Source organism: Microbispora sp. GKU 823, assembly GCF_002027145.1.
In the GTDB taxonomy this organism is placed as follows: domain Bacteria; phylum Actinomycetota; class Actinomycetes; order Streptosporangiales; family Streptosporangiaceae; genus Microbispora; species Microbispora siamensis.
Map to the genome: position 1 here is coordinate 15,087 of NZ_MWJN01000098.1, position 18,269 is coordinate 33,355.

Annotated in this window: 12 protein-coding genes and 2 pseudogenes; 11 read left to right on the plus strand and 3 right to left on the minus strand. The window is 70.3% G+C overall.

Annotation, left to right across the window (positions count from 1 at the left end; genetic code table 11):
• The first annotated feature begins 1 nt into the window (after window position 1).
• From B1L11_RS55440 to B1L11_RS35185, 4 genes and pseudogenes are all read left to right on the plus strand, one after another.
• Window positions 2-974, plus strand: a pseudogene (locus B1L11_RS55440) (amidohydrolase family protein).
• The gene (locus tag B1L11_RS55445; RefSeq protein ID WP_079319633.1) at window positions 971-1,903 is read left to right on the plus strand and encodes a VOC family protein; all 933 of its coding nucleotides are present in this window, start codon (window positions 971-973) and stop codon (window positions 1,901-1,903) included. The pseudogene B1L11_RS55440 and the gene B1L11_RS55445 overlap by 4 nt, the downstream one beginning before the upstream one ends.
• A gap of 13 nt (window positions 1,904-1,916) precedes the next feature.
• A complete protein-coding gene (locus tag B1L11_RS35180; protein WP_079319634.1) occupies window positions 1,917-2,864 on the plus strand; it encodes a fumarylacetoacetate hydrolase family protein in 948 nt (315 codons plus the stop codon).
• Window positions 2,865-2,875: 11 nt separating this feature from the next.
• Window positions 2,876-3,697, plus strand: a complete 822-nt coding sequence (locus B1L11_RS35185; protein ID WP_218671505.1) for an SDR family NAD(P)-dependent oxidoreductase — start codon at window positions 2,876-2,878, stop codon at window positions 3,695-3,697.
• On the opposite strand, the gene B1L11_RS35190 is transcribed toward B1L11_RS35185, so the two are convergent.
• The gene (locus B1L11_RS35190; RefSeq protein WP_143737765.1) at window positions 3,682-5,841 is read right to left on the minus strand and encodes a S8 family serine peptidase; all 2,160 of its coding nucleotides are present in this window, start codon (window positions 5,839-5,841) and stop codon (window positions 3,682-3,684) included. The genes B1L11_RS35185 and B1L11_RS35190 overlap by 16 nt on opposite strands.
• A 316-nt stretch (window positions 5,842-6,157) precedes the next feature.
• Here B1L11_RS35190 and B1L11_RS55450 point away from each other — a divergent pair.
• A pseudogene (locus B1L11_RS55450) lies at window positions 6,158-6,517 on the plus strand (collagen-binding domain-containing protein); the annotation flags it as partial.
• Window positions 6,518-6,536: 19 nt separating this feature from the next.
• Complete coding sequence (locus B1L11_RS35200) at window positions 6,537-7,379, plus strand: collagen-binding domain-containing protein (protein WP_079319636.1); 843 nt, start codon at window positions 6,537-6,539, stop codon at window positions 7,377-7,379.
• Window positions 7,380-7,450: 71 nt separating this feature from the next.
• On the opposite strand, the gene B1L11_RS35205 is transcribed toward B1L11_RS35200, so the two are convergent.
• Window positions 7,451-9,499, minus strand: coding sequence for a bifunctional rhamnulose-1-phosphate aldolase/short-chain dehydrogenase (locus tag B1L11_RS35205; protein ID WP_079319637.1), 2,049 nt, complete (start codon window positions 9,497-9,499; stop codon window positions 7,451-7,453).
• A gap of 452 nt (window positions 9,500-9,951) precedes the next feature.
• Here B1L11_RS35205 and B1L11_RS35210 point away from each other — a divergent pair, with 452 nt between their 5' ends.
• Window positions 9,952-10,128 (plus strand): substrate-binding domain-containing protein, encoded by a 177-nt coding sequence (locus B1L11_RS35210; RefSeq protein WP_143737766.1) that lies wholly within the window; start codon window positions 9,952-9,954, stop codon window positions 10,126-10,128.
• A 130-nt stretch (window positions 10,129-10,258) separates the two neighbouring features.
• On the opposite strand, the gene B1L11_RS35215 is transcribed toward B1L11_RS35210, so the two are convergent.
• Window positions 10,259-11,086 (minus strand): SAM-dependent methyltransferase, encoded by an 828-nt coding sequence (locus B1L11_RS35215; protein ID WP_079319638.1) that lies wholly within the window; start codon window positions 11,084-11,086, stop codon window positions 10,259-10,261.
• A gap of 858 nt (window positions 11,087-11,944) precedes the next feature.
• Here B1L11_RS35215 and B1L11_RS48935 point away from each other — a divergent pair.
• From B1L11_RS48935 to B1L11_RS35230, 4 genes are all read left to right on the plus strand, one after another.
• Window positions 11,945-13,312 (plus strand): glycoside hydrolase 43 family protein, encoded by a 1,368-nt coding sequence (locus B1L11_RS48935; RefSeq protein WP_218671506.1) that lies wholly within the window; start codon window positions 11,945-11,947, stop codon window positions 13,310-13,312.
• Window positions 13,243-14,889 (plus strand): carbohydrate binding domain-containing protein, encoded by a 1,647-nt coding sequence (locus tag B1L11_RS48940; protein ID WP_218671507.1) that lies wholly within the window; start codon window positions 13,243-13,245, stop codon window positions 14,887-14,889. Before B1L11_RS48935 ends, B1L11_RS48940 begins: the two co-directional genes overlap by 70 nt.
• Window positions 14,890-15,123: 234 nt before the next feature.
• Window positions 15,124-17,517: a family 43 glycosylhydrolase gene (locus B1L11_RS35225; protein ID WP_079319639.1), complete on the plus strand. Its 2,394-nt coding sequence runs from the start codon at window positions 15,124-15,126 to the stop codon at window positions 17,515-17,517.
• A gap of 111 nt (window positions 17,518-17,628) precedes the next feature.
• Window positions 17,629-18,269 (plus strand): hypothetical protein (locus B1L11_RS35230; protein ID WP_079319642.1); only part of this gene is annotated, 641 nt, incomplete at its 3' end.

Consider the following 18,269-nt stretch of genomic DNA (forward strand, 5'->3'; position numbering starts at 1 on the left):
CGTGCTGCTGCCGGAGATCGAGCAGGCCGTCGCCGGGCGGCCCGGCCACGCGGAGCACCGGGAGCTGGACGCGCGCCGCAACGGCCCCGAGTCCCTGGAGGTCTCCGGGCGCATGATCTCCGAGCGTCTCGCGAGGCTCACCCGGGTGCCGGCACGGCTGGCCGACATGGACCGCGCCGGGGTGGACGTGCAGATCGTGAGCCCGTCCCCGTCGCACTACCACTACTGGGCGGACCCCAGTCTGGCGCGTACGGTGTGGCGGCTGGCGAACGAGCACACCGCCGCGCACTGCGCGCAGGCCCCCGGGCGGCTGCACGGCCTCGGCCTGGTCCCGCTCCAGCATCCCGGACTCATGGTGGAGGCGCTGGACCACGCGCTCGGCCTCGGTCTGAAGGGCGTGGAGATCTCCTCCCACGCACCCGGCCTCGAGCTGTCCGACCCGGCGTACGAGCCGTTCTGGGCGCACGCGGCGGCGACCGGCGCGGTCGTCTTCCTCCACCCGTTCGGCTGCACGCTGGACGAGCGGCTGGACCACTGGTATCTGTCCAACATCGTCGGCCAGCCGGTGGAGAACGCCGTCGCGCTGTCCCATCTGATCTTCTCCGGTGTGCTCGACCGGCATCCGGACCTGAGGCTGCTGGCCGCGCACGGCGGCGGCTACCTGCCCACGTACGTGGGCCGGGCCGACCACGGCTGGCACGTACGGCCCGAGGCGCGGGGCTGCGCCGAGCCGCCCAGCGCCTACCTGCGGCGGATCTGGTTCGACTCCCTCGTCTACGAGCCCCGCGGCGCTGCGCGCCCTGGTCGAGGCGGCCGGGATTTCGCGGGTCGTGCTCGGCTCCGACCATCCCTTCGACATGGGCGTCGAGGACCCGCTCGACCGGCTGCGCGGCGCACTGCCGGACGCCGGGGACCTCGACGCCGTCCGCGGCGGCAACGCCCTCCACCTGTTCGATATCAAGGACATCGCATGAAACTGATCACCCATCTGCGGCACGTGGATCTCGCCGTGCCCGACTACGACACGCAGCGGGAGTTCTACTCCGGCGTCTGGGGGCTGACCGAGGTCGCGAACGACTCCGGCATCAGCTTCCTGGCGGCCGAGGGCTCACCCGAGCAGTACGTCGTCCGGTTGCGCAAGTCGGAGGAGAAGCGGCTCGACCTGGTCTCCTTCGGCGCCGCCACCCCCGCCGACGTGGACGCCCTGGCCGCGCGGCTGGGCGCGGCGGGGGTCACGCTCGTCAGCGAGCCGGGCCCGCTCGCCACTCCCGGCGGCGGCTACGGCTTCCGCTTCTTCGACCTCGACGGCCGCACGATCGAGGTCTCCGCCGACATCGCCGTACGGGCCCACCGCAGGCTGGAGCCCAAGGAGTCGGTCCCCGTACGGCTGTCGCACGTCGTGCTGAACTCCCCCGACATCGACGCCACCCGCGTCTGGTACGAGACCCACCTGGGATTCGCGCTGTCCGACACGCTGGCCCACCCCCGCATGGGACAGGTCATGCACTTCATGCGGTGCAACCCCCAGCACCACAGCATGGCCATCGCCCGCGGCCCGCACGCCTCCCTGCACCACATCAGCTTCGAGATGCGCGGCCTGGACGAGTACATGTACGGCACCGGCCGCCTGCTGCGCGCCGGAGTCCGGATGATCTGGGGGCCCGGCCGGCATCTGGCGGGCGACAACACCTTCTCCTACTTCCTCGACCCCCACGGCAACACCGTCGAGTACACGACCGAGCTGGAGGAGCTGGACGAGGACGCCTGGCACCCCCACGTCTACGACTTCTCCCAGCCCGAGGTCACCGACCAGTGGGGCACCGCCAACCCGATGAACGAGCTGGTGGCCAAGGAGTCCTTCAACGACGTCGACCGCGGCGTCTTCGTCGCACCGCCGGTCTGACGGGGGTGGTCTGATGCGAATCGCCACCTTCACCCACCGGGGGCGCGTGCTTTCGGGCATCGTGGAGGACAGGTCGGTCCGGCCGCTGCCTGAGGGGGTGGGCCTGCTCGACCTTCTCACGGACGACCGGCTCCACGACGCGCCGGATCTCACGGGAGACCCGATCCCGCTGGACGACGTGCGCCTCCATGCGCCGTTCCGGCCGCCCACCGTGCGGGACTTCGTCGCGTTCGAGGAGCACGTCGAGGGCGTGCGCAAGAGCGTGGACGGCGGCAGCGGGGTGCCCGACGCGTGGTATGACGCCCCCGCGTTCTACTTCACCAATCCCTACGCCGTCGTCGGCCCGTACGACGACGTGCCGCTGCCGCCCGGCTGCCGGGCGTTCGACTTCGAGCTGGAGATCGCCGCCGTGATCGGCCGCGAGGGCCGCGACCTCACCCCGGAGTCGGCCCGCGACCACATCGCCGGCTATCTGATCATGAATGACTGGTCGGCTCGCGACCTGCAGAGCCGTGAGATGCGGGTCAACCTGGGCCCGGCCAAGGGCAAGGACACCGCGACCACGCTCGGCCCGTGGCTGGTCACCGCCGACGAGCTGGAGCCGTACCGGGACGGCGACGGGTTCCTGCGCCTGGCGCTCACCGCGTCGGTGAACGGCGCCGAGGTCGGCCGCGACCTGCTGTCGAACATGAGCTGGCCCTTTGAGGACCTCGTCGCCTACGCCTCGCGCGGCACCTGGGTGCGCCCCGGCGACGTGCTCGGCTCGGGCACCTGCGGCAACGGCGGATGCCTCGCCGAGCTGTGGGGCCTGCGGGGCCGCCAGGACCCGCCCCCGCTCCGGCCGGGCGACGTGGTCGAGCTGACCGTCGAGGGCATCGGCGCCGTACGCAACACCGTCGTCGCCGGTGCCGAGCCGCTGCCCATCCCCCCGGCCCGCGTGCGGCCCCGGAACCGTCCCTGAGAGGAGCTTCGATGGACCGCGTGCGCGGCAAGGTCGTCGTGGTCACCGGCGCGGCCCGGGGTCAGGGCGCGGCGGAGGCCGCCGCCCTGGCCCGCGAGGGCGCGCACGTCGTCGCCGCCGACCTCACCGAGCCCCGGCGGCCTCTCGACGGCGTGGTCCACCGGCGTCTCGACGTCGCCGACGAACGTTCCTGGGCCGAGCTCGCCGCCTGGCTCCGGGAGACGTACGGCCGGGTGGACGGCCTGGTCAACAACGCGGGGATCACCTGGCGGGCCCGGCTGGAGGAGGTGACCCCCGCCGACCTGGCCCGTGTGCACGCCGTCAACCTCACCGGGCCGCTGCTCGGCATCCAGCACCTGCTGCCGCTGATGCCGCGCGGCGCCTCCGTCGTGAACGTCGGCTCGGCCGCCGCCCTCACCGCCCACTACCCGGTCGCGTACACGACCAGCAAGTGGGCCCTGCGCGGCCTGTCCGCCGCCGCCAGCCTGGAACTCGGCCCGCGCGGCATCCGGGTCAACACCGTCCATCCCGGGTTCATCGAGACGGAGATGACCGCCTCCGCCTCGCCCGCGTTCCGGGCCGCCAACCTCGCCGAGACTCCGCTCGGCCGCGCCGGTACGGTCGAGGACGTCGCCCCGCTGGTGGTCTTCCTCGTCTCCGACGAGTCGTCGTACATCACCGGCGCGGAAATCCCCCGTGGACGGCGGCTACACCGCGCACCGCGGCGCCAAGTCCATCTCGGACGCGCTGCGCGAGCCGGGGCACTGACGCGCGAACGCCCTGCCGGCCACGGCCGGCAGGGCGTCACTGCGGGTATTCAGAAGCTGGGGTAGATGTCGTAGGTCTGCCCGCCGACGCCGTAGTAGTTGGAGCCGGTGGACCAGAGGCTGTCGTTGACCAGGGGCTTGTAGAAGAACTGCTGCCCCACGGGGACGTTGACCCCGCACTCCCACAGGTCGGCCGCCTTGCTGACGCAGTCCTGGCCGGTGGTCCAGCTCAGGGGTGTGTCACCGCGGAGGGCGATCCGGTTGCCCGCGCCCGGGTTGTAGTGGACGCGGACGGTGGTCGTGGTGGAGGCCGCCTGGATGCTCGCGCCGAGCGCGGTGCGCACCGACGCGCCACCGGTCGAGGTGGCGGTCAGCACGCCCCCGTACAGGCTGGTGGTGCTGTTCACCTGGTGCAGGGTCACGGTGACCTGCGCGGTGCCGTTGGCGGGCACCGTCACCTGGTTGCCGCTCAGGGTGAACAGGCCGGACGGTGCGGGCGTGCTACCCGTGGAGTCGGTGGCCGACGCGGCCAGGTTGAGCGTGACCGGGGTGGCGGCGTCGTTGGTGTACGTCACGGTCTGCGTGGCCGTGGGCTGGGCGGCGGTGACCGACAGGGCGGCGCTCGGCGGGTTCGCGGTGACCTGCTGGCTCACCGCGCGGGCCGCGTCGACCCGGCCGGTGCCGTACGTGTAGGGGCTGGACCCGGCGGCGGCCGCGGTCGTTCCCATCAGGGCGTCCTTCAGCCGCTGCGCGCCCCAGGCGGGGTGGCGCTGCTTGACGAGCGCGGCCGTGCCCGCGACGTGCGGGGTGGCCATCGAGCATCCGCTCATCGTGCCGTAGCCACCGCCGGGCACGGCCGCGGTGATGTCCACCCCGGGCCCGGTCATGTCGGGCTTCAGCCCCCGGGCGCCCACTGGGCCGCGGCTGGAGAAGCCCGCCACGGTGTCGGTCAGGTCCACCGCGCCCACGGTCAGCGCCTTGTCGGCGACGCCGATGGAGCTGATGGTCGAGGTGCCGGGGCCGTAGTTGCCCGAGCAGACCACGAACAGCGCGTCGTACTGCGAGGTCAGGCTGTTGATCGCCAGGGCGACCGGGTGGTCGGCGTAGACGCTGTAGCTCGGGTCGCTCACGATGCTCATGCTGACGATCTTCGCGCCCTGCTCGCCGACCGCCCACTCCATCCCCGCGATGACCCCGGAGTTGGTGCCCCAGTTGTCGTCATCGAGGACCTTGCCGACGACCAGGCTCGCGCCCGGGGCGACTCCCTTGTACAGCCCGCCCGAGGCGGCGCCGGACCCGGCGACGGTCGAGGCGACGTGGGTGCCGTGCGAGTTGCCGTCCTCGACGCCGTTCGCGTTGCCGGTGAAGTCGGCGGAGGCCACGACCTTGCCCTGCAGGTCGGGGTGGTCGGTGTCGTATCCGCTGTCCAGCACCGCGACCTTGACGCCGGTTCCGTCGTATCCGCTCGCCCACGCGGTGGGCGCGCCGATGTGCGGGACGCTCTGGTCGAGACCGGCCGACACCTTGCCGTCCAGCCACAGCTTGGTGACGCCGCCGCGCAGGGTGCTCGGCGTGGCCGAGCCGCCGGTCAGGCCGCGCCAGCCGTCGGGGGCGGCCTTCTTGCCGATGGCGAACGCGCTGAGACCCAGGCGGGGGAAGGCGTGCCGACGCTTGGCCGCCGAACCGAGCGCGGCGTCGGCCTGGTCGGCGTTTTCGCTGGTCTTGCTCTTGGGATAGGTGGTCATGACCGGGATGGTCTGGCTGTGCGCGTCGTCGTAGCCCTCCGCGATCAGCGTGCCCACCTCGAAGAGCTGGGGGTCGAGCCGGCCGGCGCGGATGAGGGGGGCCGCGTCCGACGGGACCACCGACACCTGGTCGCCGCGGTCGGTGACCGCGAAGGTGATGCCCGTACGTCCCTCACCCGGCTCGACCGACAGGACGCGCAGGTCGTGCTTCTCCAGGTGCGCCTTCACCGTGTCGCCGGTGACGAGGGTGACGGTGTGGTCGCCTTCCGCGGCGGCTCCCGACGCCGCGGAAGGACCGGAGGGAGCCGAGGGGGCAGAGGAGTTCGAGGGGCTTGAGGGGACGGTCTGTGCCGCGGCGGACACGGCGGGCAGACCGAGGAGGGCGCCGTCGTGACGACGACGGCCAGGGATGATCTCCGCAAGGGTTGTCTCCCGAGTGGTCGAGTTGATCACTACGCCGACCACGCTAGGCTTCTGCGCGGAATCGTGAATTTTGCGAGATTCTTTTGTCCACACCCTTCGTGATCATGGATCCGCAGCGGGCTTCATGCGAAGAAAGCGGTTTCAGTGGAAGCCGGCCCGGCGCGGCCACGATATCGGTAAATACACGCAACCATGTGGCTTCGATCACATTTGTCGTTATTGTTTTTTCCATTGCCCCTGGTGTACAGGGCCACCGGGTGTCGCCAAAAGGAAACGAAGCGCATTATCCATCGCGAAACAAGTGCAGATTTCAACTTGCCGAACAATTCGTGAAAGAGATGTAACAGATTTTTATTTCATGAATTTTGTACTACTTCACGAGGCGGAGCCGGTGCGGTTGGAGGCTCCGATCGACCCGATCGGCGGGAACCTGGGGTTCACGGTCGTCGTCCGGGGAGACGCCACAGTGGTCAGCAACGAGAACGAGGGGACTTTGGCCGTCGGCGGGGACCTCATCATGCGGGGCGACTACCGCGTCGCGGCCGACAACCCGGAAACGTACGTCGACGATGGCGATGCCCGGCCCACAGCGTTGGTGGTGGGCGGCCGGATCGGCTTCGCGCAGAGCACCGGACGCGTCACGGTCCTGCAGCAGGGTTACGTTAAGGTCGGCGACTTGAGCGGGACGGTCGTCATGGACCGCGACAACAACGGCGCACTCGTGAACAACCGGCTGAATGCCACCGGCGACTACGAAGACCCGGTCCGGGGACACGAGCGCCCTGAACGGCGTCTACACCTGGGCCCCGCCGAACTTCTCGGGCATCGGCGGCCCGGAGGCACGCTACGTCCTCGTCAACTTCCCCGACGCCAAGGAGATCACGCTGCCGGCGGGCTCCGGGGCCACGGTCGAGGGCACCGTCTACGCTCCGGGTGCCTCGCTCATCGACGAGAACGCCTCCAACATCGAGGGCAACGTCATCGTGGACCGGCTCACCCACGGCACGCAGGACGACAACGGCGGCGAGATCCACGACTTCCAGTTCGGCACCACGCTCGACTGCGTCGCCGGCTCGCCCACGCCCACGCCCACGCCGACACCGGTTCCGACACACGACCCCACGCATACGCCGACGGGGAGGCCCACCGCCACGCCCACCCGCGAACCCGACGTCACGCCGACGCCTACCGGTGGCCGGACGCTCACCCATGCGCCGAGGCCCGCAGCGCCGTCCACTCGCACGTCCGCCGCCGCCCTGCATGTCACGGCGCCGGCCGCGGTGCCGCACGACCCGCAGAAGCCCCACACGACCGATCACGTCCCCGCGCAGCAGGGCGCTCAGCAGAGCTGGACTGACGCGATACAGCAGGGCATGCGCCACTGGTACAGCCAGTATGGTGCGCACACGCAGAACGACAGCGCGTTCGCCCTGGTCGTGCCCCTGCAGAAGAAGGACGACGACTGGCCGGTTTGGGGGCACAAGTCCTACCCCGCCTGGCATGACTCGCGTTCGGCCACGGATCAGCGACGTCGTCACGCGCACAAGAAACACAAGGTCCACGGCCACCGTCCGGCCTGATCGTACGGCGCCGACCGTGCCCACCCGCGGTGTCCTCCGAGGACGGCACCGCGGGATCGGACGGCACCGGCTCAGCGTAGGAAGGCTGCGGCGATTCCGGCATCGACGGGGATGTGCAGGCCGGTGGTGAGGGACAGGTCGCCGCCGGTGAGGGCGAAGACGGCGGCGGCGACGTGCTCGGGCAGCACCTCGCGCTTGAGCAGGGTGCGCTGGGCGTAGAACTCGCCGAGCTTGCCTTCGGGCACGCCGTACACGGCGGCCCGGTCGGCGCCCCAGCCGGAGGCGAAGATGCCGGAGCCGCGGACCACGCCGTCGGGGTTGATGCCGTTGACGCGGATGCCGTGTTCGCCGAGTTCGGCCGCGAGCAGGCGCACCTGGTGGGCCTGGTCGGCCTTGGCAGCGCCGTAGGCGACGTTGTCCGGGCCGGCGAACACGGCGTTCTTGCAGGCGATGTAGACGATGTCGCCGCCCATGCCCTGTTCGACCATGACGCGGGCGGTCTCGCGGGAGACGAGGAAGGAGCCGCGGGCCATCACGTCATGCTGGCGGTCCCAGTCGTCGGCGGTGGTCTCCAGCAGGGAGCGGGACAGAGACAGCCCGGCGTTGTTGACCACCAGGTCGACCCCGCCGAAGGCCAGCACCGTCTGCCGTACGGCCTCGATGACCTGGGCCTCGTCGGTGATGTCGGCCTGGACGGCCACGGCCACGTCGGCAGGGCGGTGGGCGCGGGCGCCGATCTCGGCGGCGACCTTCTCCGCGGCGGCCAGGTCGCGGTCGGCGACCACGACGCAGGCGCCCTCGGCGGCCAGGCGGCGGGCGGTGGCCGCGCCGATGCCCGAGCCGCCGCCGGTGACCAGCGCGATGCGGGTGGCCAGCGGCTTGGGCGCCGGCAGGCGGCGCAGCTTGGCCTCCTCCAGCTCCCAGTATTCGATGCGGAACTTCTCGGCCTCCTCGATCGGCGCGTAGGCCGACAGCGCCTCGGCGCCGCGCATCACGTTGATCGCGTTGCAGAAGAACTCGCCCGCGACGCGGGCGGTCTGCTTGTCGCGGCCGAAGGAGAACATGCCGACGCCCGGCACCAGCACGATGGCCGGGTCCGTACCCCGCAGTGGCGGCGAGGCAGGGGTGGCGTTGCGCTCGTAGTAGGCGCGGTAGTCCTCACGGTAGGCCGCGTGCAGCTCGCCAAGACGGCCGATCACCTCCTCCAGCGGCGCGCCGGCGGGCAGGTCGAGCACCATCGGCGCGACCTTGGTCCGCAGGAAGTGGTCCGGGCAGGAGGTGCCCCGGGCGGCGAGGTCCCCGTGCCTCTCACGGGACAGGAAGTCGAGCACCTCGGGGGTGTCGGTGTAGTGGCCGACCTGGCGGACGTCGGTCGAGCACAGGCCGCGCAGCACGGGGAACAGCTCCGCCGCCCGTTCGTGCCTGGCCTGCTCCGGTAGCGGCTCGTAGCCCGGCTTCACCGGTCCGAACGGCTCGGGCCTGCCGTGCTCGGCGATGTACGCCTCGGCGGTGCGGATGATCCACAGGGAGTTGCCGGCGCATTCGGCGGAGGTGTCGCCCCAGGCGGTGATGCCGTGCCCGCCCAGGATGCAGCCGACGGCCTGAGGGTTGGCGTCCTTGATGGCGGCGATGTCCAGGCCGAGCTGGAAGCCGGGCCGCCGCCAGGGCACCCAGACGACCCGGTCGCCGTAGATGCGCCGGGTCAGCTCCTCGCCGTCGGCGGCGGCCGCGATGGCGATCCCCGCGTCGGGATGGAGATGGTCCACGTGCGCCGCGTCGACCAGGCCGTGCATCGCGGTGTCGATCGACGGCGCGGCCCCACCTTTGCCGAAGGCGCAGTGGTCGAAGGCGGCGACCATCTCGTCCTCGCGCTCGACGCCCGGGTAGACGCCGGTCAGCGCGCGCAGCCGGTCGAGCCGCAGCACGGCCAGGCCGGCCTCGGTGAGCGTGCCGAGGTCGCCGCCCGATCCCTTCACCCACATCAGTTCCACGTCGGAGCCGGTGACCGGGTCGAGGGCCGTTCCCTTGGCCGAGGCGTTGCCCCCGGCGAAGTTCGTGTTGCGGGGATCGGCTCCCAGCAGGTGCGCGCGTTCGAGCAGCTGCTCAACCGGCGTGGTCATGCAATTTCCCCCTACGAGTGGTCAATATGCTCGGACGATATTGGATGCATAGGACGAGTTGTGACAAAACGGGCGACGGGCGGCAGGCTACAGCGGCGCGCCGAGCCGCCGGAGACCGGCCCCCGGACCTGGCCCGCCGGACCCGGCCCCAGGACCCGGACCCGGACCCGGACCCCCGGCCTGGCCCACAGCGAAGGACTGCAGAGAAGGACGCGGTGAGGACCTGCGCGGCGCGGGGATCCGCGACGGCCGCAGCCCACCTGCTGGGCCTGGGCAAGCGGCAGATCGGTTACGTGGCAGGCCCGCGCTCGATCCGGCAGTGCGTGGAGCGGGGGCAGGGCGCCGGGGCAGGCCGCCTGCTGTCGCCGGCCTCGCCCCCGAGACCGCGATCACGACCGTGGAGGTGCCGGCGATGACGGCGCGCGAGGGGCAGCAGGGCGCCGCCTCGGCCCGTGTCGCTCAGCTCGATCCGCCGGCCCACCCACCGGCTCGGCCGGATCGCCGCCGAACTGCTGCCGGACGAATGCGACCGCCCCGACAGCCACGTGCAGCAGCAGGTGATTTTCCAGCCCGAGCTCGTGGTCCGCGAGTCCACCGCGGGCCGTACGCAGCCACAGGAGAGCGAATGAACACCCACGCGGCGGTCGACCTGGTGCGCCGCAGCGAACACCTGCCGCCCGCGGGGCGGCGAGACCGCCTGGGACCACGCCGAGGCCGGTCTGCCCGCTCCCTCGTGAGCCCGGGTGTCCCGCTTCGGCGTCAGCGGACCTGGCCCACGCCGCCGAGCGCGCCGGCTTTGCCCTCCCGTACGAAGGGGTAGTCGGTGTCCGGCCGCCACTCGTGCAGCGGCACCACGCCCGGCTCCACCAGGTCGAGGCCGTCGAAGAACGTGACGATCTGGTCGTACGACCGGGAGGTGGTGCCGGGAACGGAGGTCCGGCTGAAGACCTTGCGGCCCTCCTCCTCCTGGTCCTCGCTCAGCTCGCCGAGGGAGCCGTGCGACACGACCAGGAAGCTGCCCGGCACGAGCGGTCCCCGGAGCGCAGTGACGATCTTCAGGGCCTCGTCGTCGTCCGGGACGAAGTGCAGCACGCCGAGCAGGAGGACGGCGAGCGGCTGGGAGAAGTCGATGTGCTCCCGGACCTCCGGATGCCGCAGCAGCGCCTCGGGGTCGCGCATGTCCGCCTCGACCGCGCGCACCCGCTCGTTCTCGGCGAGGATGGCCCGCGCGTGGACGAGGACGATGGGGTCGTTGTCCACGTAGACGATCCGGGACTCCGGGGCCAGTTCCTGGGCGACCTGGTGGACGTTGCGCTGCGTCGGAAGCCCGGCGCCGACGTCGAGGAACTGCCGGATGCCCTGCCGCGAGAGGTAGGTGACGGCCCGGATCAGGAACTCGCGGTTCTCCCGGGCGATGTCGGGAAGGTTGGGAAGAATCTCGATGATCTTCTCGGCGGCCTCACGATCCGCCGCGAAATTGTCCTTGCCGCCCAGGTAGTAGTCATACATCCGGGCGACGCTGGGCGTAAACGGGTCGACGCCCGCAGGCGCCTTACGCTCGTCCACAACACTCCCCTCGTCGTACATCAAGGATGGTACGGCCTTGATCGCGATCGGGAGGACACGTCACCGGATTGTCATCAAACCTCAGATACCGGCATGAAGGGGCCATCGAGGCGGTGCATGAGGCACCGGTCCGCGGCGGCAACGGACACCACCCTTCGCACTCCTGGCACGCCGGACCACACCGGGCGAACGTCCCGCCAGATCTCGCGTCCGGTACCGGCCGCCGGGACCGCACGGCGCCCCGAGGTTCCCCGCCGCAGGCCCCTCCGCCGCGTAGGCTCCGGCGAAGGCGAGCCCGGCTGACCTGCGTGCATCCGCTCTCCGCGGCACTCCATCACGGAAGCGCGTCGAATCTGTTATCAGCCCCGGCGGACCACTCCTTGACGTGCCAAGACGGTAATTTTCGAGCTTACGGACAGTACGTTACCCACCTCGGTGCATGTCCGACAGTCTTGACAGTGCACGCCGGCCCGCCTACGGTCACGAAACACCGCCGTCATACGCAGTTGAATGTTAGCGCTAACAGCATGAGGAGCCCCCCACTCATGAGAGCGGCCCCCGCCACAGCTCGCCCGATCCCCTGCGGGAACGTTCCGCGCCTACCCGCCCGTACGAACCCGGCCCCTCATGAGCGATCGCCTCGTGGACGTCTCGCCCGCACCCCCCGAGGTGAGCGCCCCGCTCCTCGCGCCACATCACCGGTAGGACTTCGCCTTCACCCTCGGCCCCTCACGCTCCGGGCTCCCCCGGCCCTCCCCGGCAGGACCACCGGACCGGCCGCAGGCCGGCAGCCCGCCCGCCCTCACGCCGACCGCTCACTCGTATTCCACACCCCACGTGTCAGGCGTTGCCTGACGTCGCCCATCAGAGGAGTTCCGCGTGCCCAGAAATCGCCGAGGCACGGCGATCACCCCACTGACCCCCCGGCAGTCGCGGGGGATCTCGCTCGCGACGGTCGCCGCGCTCGTGTGCACCGGTCTCGTGTCCACGGGCGGTGTGGCGAACGCCGCCGGGTGGTCCCCCAAACCCTCGTACACGTCGACGGACAAGGGTGACGGCACGTATTCCGTGCCGATTCTTCGCTCCGACGTGCCGGACATCAGCGTGGAGCGCGTCCCGGCCTCGGAGAACAAGGAGCACCGGGACGTCTACTACATGATCAGCACGACGATGCACCTGAGCCCCGGTGCGCCGATCATGAAGTCGTACGACCTGGTGAACTGGGAGATCGTCAACTACGTGTTCGACCGGGCCGACATCGGCGACGCGTTCTCCCTCCGCAACGGGCAGAACTCCTACGGCCAGGGCCAGTGGGCGTCGTCCTTGCGCTACCACGACGGCAAGTTCTACGTCGTCTTCAACACCAACAACCTCGGCGGCGCCTACCTCTACAGCACGGACGACGTCGAGAACGGGAAGTGGAAGCGCACGCCCCTCGGCCGCGCCCTGCACGACCCGTCGCTCTTCTTCGACGACGACGGCACGCCGTACATCTTCTACGGCTCCGGCGGGACGAGCGCCGTGCGCCTCAACAGCGACATGACGGCCATCGCGCAGGACTACCCGAACATCTTCACGGCGGCGGACTACGCCGGCAAGCCGTTCATCGGCGGCCTGTTCGAGGGCGCCCAGGTCTTCCACATCAACGGCTACTACTACGTGGTCGTCATCACCTGGCCCTCCGGTTCCGGGCGCCAGGTCGCCATGTTCCGCTCGAAGGACCTGCTCGGGCGCTACACGTCAGCGGACGGCTCGAACACCTACGAGGCGCGCGGGGTGCTCAACTCCAACGGCTTCGCCCAGGGCAGCCTCGTGCCGATCTCGCGCGAGGACGGCGGCACCGACTGGTACGGCATGTTCTTCCGCGACAACTTCCCGATCGGGCGCACCCCGGCGCTCATCCCGGCCACCTGGCAGGACGGCTGGCCGACGTTCGGCAACAACGGGGTCGTGCCGGTGGAGGGCACGTTCGCCAAGCCGATCAAGCTCAGCCCAGAAGAGGAGAGGTTCGAGCAGCAGAAGGGTCTGGTCGCCTCCGACGACTTCGCCAACGACGCCCCGCACAAGGCGTACATGGACGAGCAGTGGACGATCCCTGACCCGCCCACGTACGACGACTCGCTCATCGGCGTCGAACTCCTGCAGAACGCCGGGTTCGAGTCCGACGCGGTCTCGCCGTGGGCCGGCAGTACGGCGCGACGCTCAGCCGGGACACGACCGACCCGGCAGCGGGGTCCGCGGCGCTGAAGGTGAGCACCCGCACGCTCAACGGGTCCGGCCCTAACCAGTACCTGAACGGGAAGATCCAGCGCGGCGTGACCTACACCGTGTCGGCGAAGATCAAGTACGCCTCGGGCCCGAGCAGCATCCGGTTCAACCTCGTGGCGGACTGGGGTGCGGGCGTCCAGACGATGGCGTCCGGGAACGTTCCGGCCGGGCAGTGGACGACGGTGACGGGCCAGTACACCGTCCCGGCGTCGGCGAACGTGGACAACTTCAAGTTCGCCGTCGAAACCCCGTGGGGCAACCCGCAGCCGGCGTCGTCGAGCGTGGACTACCTGATCGACGACGTCTCGATCGTCGGCCGGCCGGTCACGACCGAGAGCCCGAGCAAGGAGGAGATCGCCCCCAACGGGTCGCGGCTCGACCCCGTCTGGGAGTGGAACCACGCCCCCGACAACCGCTACTGGTCGCTCACGGACCGGGACGGCTGGCTGCGGCTGACGACCGGCAAGGTGGTCACGGGCAAGTACGTCTACACCAAGCTCTCCGGCCGGGACGAGCTGACCTGGTTCGAGGAGGCGCGGAACACGCTCTCGCAGCGTACGTTCGGGCCGCGGCAGTCCGTCGAGACCAAGATGGACATCTCCGGCATGAAGAACGGTGACGTCGCCGGCCTGGCCGCCTACAACCGCGGGTTCTCCTACGTGGCGGTCAAGCGCGTCGACGGCCAGAACACGCTGGGCGTCGTCAACCGGGGACAGCCGTTCACGGTCGACATCGACCAGGCGGCGATCGAGAACTTCGTGTCCGGCACGACGGTGCCGCTGGGAGACGCGACCCAGGTGTACGTGAAGGCGGACCTCGACTTCAGCTCGCCCGCCGGGCAGCTGTGGACGACGTTCTACTACAGCCTCGACGGGCTGAAGTGGACCCAGCTGGGCAGCCGTGTCGGCCCGCAGACGCTCGACGGCAGCCTCTCGCACTTCATGGGACACCGGATCGGCCTGTTCGACTACGCGACGAAGGAGAAGGGCGGGCACGTCGACTTCGACTACTACAAGCTCAGCGACACGCTGACCGCGCAGAACAAGCCGCTGGACACCAGTGCCCTCGACGCGGCCATCGCGTACGCCGGCACGCTCGACAAGCGCGACTACCCGGCGGACGCCTGGGCCGGCATGCAGGCCGCGCTCGACGGCGCGAAGGCGGCGCGGGCCGGTGAGTTCGGCACCCAGAACCAGATCGACGCGCCGGAGCGGGCGCTCAGCTACCAGCTGGCCCGGCTCGGCACGCTCAAGTCCGCCACACCGGAGGTCAAGCTGACCGTCACCGCCTCCTCCCGCTGCATCGGCACCTCGGCGTACCTGGCGGTCACGGCCGTCAACGACTCCGGCGTGCCGGCGACGGTGACGCTGACCACCCCGTTCGGTTCCAAGACCGTGACCGACGTGGCCCCCGGCAAGCAGGCCTACCAGTCCTTCAACACCCGGGCCGGTCAGATCGACGCGGGCACGGTGACCGTGAAGGGGACCGCGACGATCGGCGGCAAGCAGGTCACCACGTCCTACGACGCGGCCTACCCCGCGGCCGGCTGCCGCTGAGCTGCTCACACCGCGGTCAGTTGCCGCCGACCGCACCGGCGGTGGCCACGGTCCACACGACGAGGACACCGCCGTAGCACAACCGGGGCCGGCCAGCCGGCCGGCCCCCCTAACACGTCGCGCGCATCTGCGCCGTTCGCCAGGGCGGGCGGCTGCCCATCCCTATCCGCAGTGAGCCGACCCGCCCCGGCGCGTCCGTGTCCCCGAAAAGTCTGAGGTCAAGGAGGATATTCAGTGTTGAAACGCGTTCGAAGGACGACCCGGCGACGGGTCGCCGCCATGGCGGTGGCCGGCGCCATGCTGGCCGCGGCGGTCGCCGCGACGGCGGGTCCGGTCCAGGCCGCCGCCCCGAACATCATCGTGAACGGCGGGTTCGAGGACGGCCTCGCCGGCTGGTTCACCAACAACGGGAACGCGACCGACGGCGCGACGCTGTCGCCCACGACGGACGCGTACGCGGGCGCGAGCGCCGTGCTCGTCACCGACCGCAAGACGACCGGATCCGGCCCGATGCAGGACCTGTCCGGCAAGGTGCAGGCCGGCAAGACGTACGCGATCACGGCGCGGGTCAAGTACGAGAACCCCAACAGCCCGGCGACCAAGCAGTTCTTCGCCACCATGCACTACGGCGGCTCGACCTACACGAACGTCGGCACCGTGACCGTGGCGCGCGGACAGTGGGGGCTCATCCAGGGCACCTTCACGATTCCGGCGGGGCAGAGCGTCACCACCGCGAGGCTGTTCTTCGAGACACCGTGGACGTCGAACCCCGCGTCCGCCCCGGACACGCACCTCATGGACTTCAAGGTCGACGACGTGTCCGTCTCCGAGTTCGTGCCGTCGACGACCATCGAGGCGCTCGGCAAGAACCCCGGCGAGGGCAACCCGCTCATCTCGCACAAGTTCGGCGCGGACGGCAACGCGTTCGTCCACGACGGCCGCGTGTACATCTACATGACCAACGACACGCAGGAGTACAAGCCGGGCCCCAACGGCGTCTCCCCCACCAACACGTACGGTGGGATCAACACGATCACGGTCATCTCGTCCGACGACCTCATGAACTGGGTCGACCACGGTGAGATCCCCGTCGCGGGCCCGAACGGCATCGCCCGCTACGCGAACAACTCGTGGGCCCCCGCCATGGAGAGCAAGGTCGTCGACGGCAAGGAGAAGTTCTTCCTCTACTTCGCCAACAACGGTGGCGGCTCGGGCGTCATCGTCGGCGACTCGCCGGTCGGCCCCTGGCACGACGAGCGCGGCAACCTGCTCATCACCAGTGCCACTCCGGGCGCGTCCGACGGCAAGAACTGGCTCTTCGACCCCGGCGTGTTCGTCGACGACGACGGCCAGGGTTACCTCGTCTTCGGTGGCGGCGGCGACGACGGGTCGCGCAGCGCCGAGAACACGAACCACCCGAAGTCCACGCGCGTGATCAAGCTCGGCGACGACATGATCAGCACGAAGGGCTCGGCGGAGGTCATCGACGCGCCGCTCGTGTTCGAGGCCGGCCACCTGTTCAAGCGCGACGGCAAGTACTACTACTCGTACTCGTCGAACTTCGGGTTCGGCGGCCCGATCGACCCGAACGGCCCGCCGACCGGCGCCATCGCCTACCTCATGGCCGACAGCCCGATGGGCCCCTGGACGCCCGAAACGTACAAGGGAATCATCTTCCGCAACCCCGGCACCTACTTCGGCGCCGGCGGCAACAACCACCAGTCGGTGTTCAAGCTCGACGGGCAGTACTACTTCACCTACCACGCCCAGACGCTCAACAGCCGCATCACGGGCGGTGCCACCCAGGGCTTCCGCAGCCCGCACCTCGCCAAGCTCGACTTCAACGCGGACGGCACTATCAAGGAGGTGAAGGGCGACTACAAGGGCGTCGAGCAGATCCGCAACCTCGACCCCTACCGGGTGATCGAGGCCGAGACGATCGCCTGGCAGCAGGGCATCGCGACGAAGAAGGTCGACGGCGGGTCGGAGGAGTTCGGCGCGCAGGCGCCCAACCTCGTGGTGTACGACATCGACAACGGCGACTGGACGTCGCTCGCGAAGGTCGACTTCGGCGAGAACGGCGCCACCGGCGTCACCGCCAAGGTGCGCCCGCTGGTGGCGGGCGGGAAGATCGAGATTCGTCTCGACGGCCGCACCTCGCCCGTGGTCGCGACCATCCCCGTCGACGCGCCGCTCGGCGAGTGGACGAAGCTGACCGCCAAGCTGGACGGCGTCAAGGGTGTGCACGACGTGTACTTCACCTACGCCGGACCCGAGGGCGCGGACCTCTTCGAGATCGACTCCTGGTCCTTCGCGGCGAACCCGTCGTCCTCGCCGGAGGTCAAGCTGACGGTCACCGCTTCCTCCCGTTGCATCGGCACCTCGGCGTACCTGGCGGTCACGGCCGTCAACGCCGGTGACGCGCCGGCCACGATCACGCTGAACACCCCGTTCGGCACCAAGACCGTGACCGACGTGGCCCCGGGCAAGCAGGCCTACCAGTCCTTCAACACCCGGGCCGCCCAGATCGACGCGGGCACGGTCACCGTGACCGGAACCGCGACGATCGGCGGCAAGCAGGTCACCACGTCCTACGACGCGGCCTACACCGCGGCCACCTGCCGCTGACCACACCAGCGGTGACCACCGTCCACGCGACGAGGACACCGCCATAGCACAACCCGGGGCCGGCCGGCCGACCCGCCGGCCGGCCCCGCCTCCCATATCTGGAGCGATCACATGAAAATCAACCGGACTACCCAGCTACTCGCCGCGTCGGTGCTCGGCCTCGCGCTCGCCGGCGCCGGCGCGGCCGGTCCCGCGCTGGCCGACGACGACCCCGGCAACGGCAAGGGCATCGACGTGTCGGTGAAGATCGAGCCCGTCACCACTCCCGGCCAGGTGTCGATGACGGTGGCCGACAACGGCGGTGTGTCCCTGCAGGAAAACGGGTCCAACGCCACCGCCCGCCAGTTCGTCGGCACCCTGCCGACGGTCACGGTGACCGACACCCGCAAGCCCGAGGACATCCCCGCCGGTGACTTCTGGGCGGTCGTCGGCCAGGCCAGCCAGTTCACCGCGACCGGCAACTCCTCGGCGACCATCGGCCCCGAATACCTGGGATGGAAGCCGCGCCTGCTGACCGACTCCTCCACCGGGGCGGTGTCGGCCGGTGAGCCGGTCTCCAGCGTCATCTCCGACGGCTCCGGAGCGCCCACCGAGGGTCTCAAGGGGCAGGAACTGCTGGTGTCGACGGCCAACTCCGCCGACGAGATCGGCACCTGGCAGGTCAACGCCGACCTGGCCCTGCGCACCCCCGTCGACGTCGCCGCCGGGGAATACCACTCCACCTTGACCCTTTCGCTGTTCAACCAGTCCTG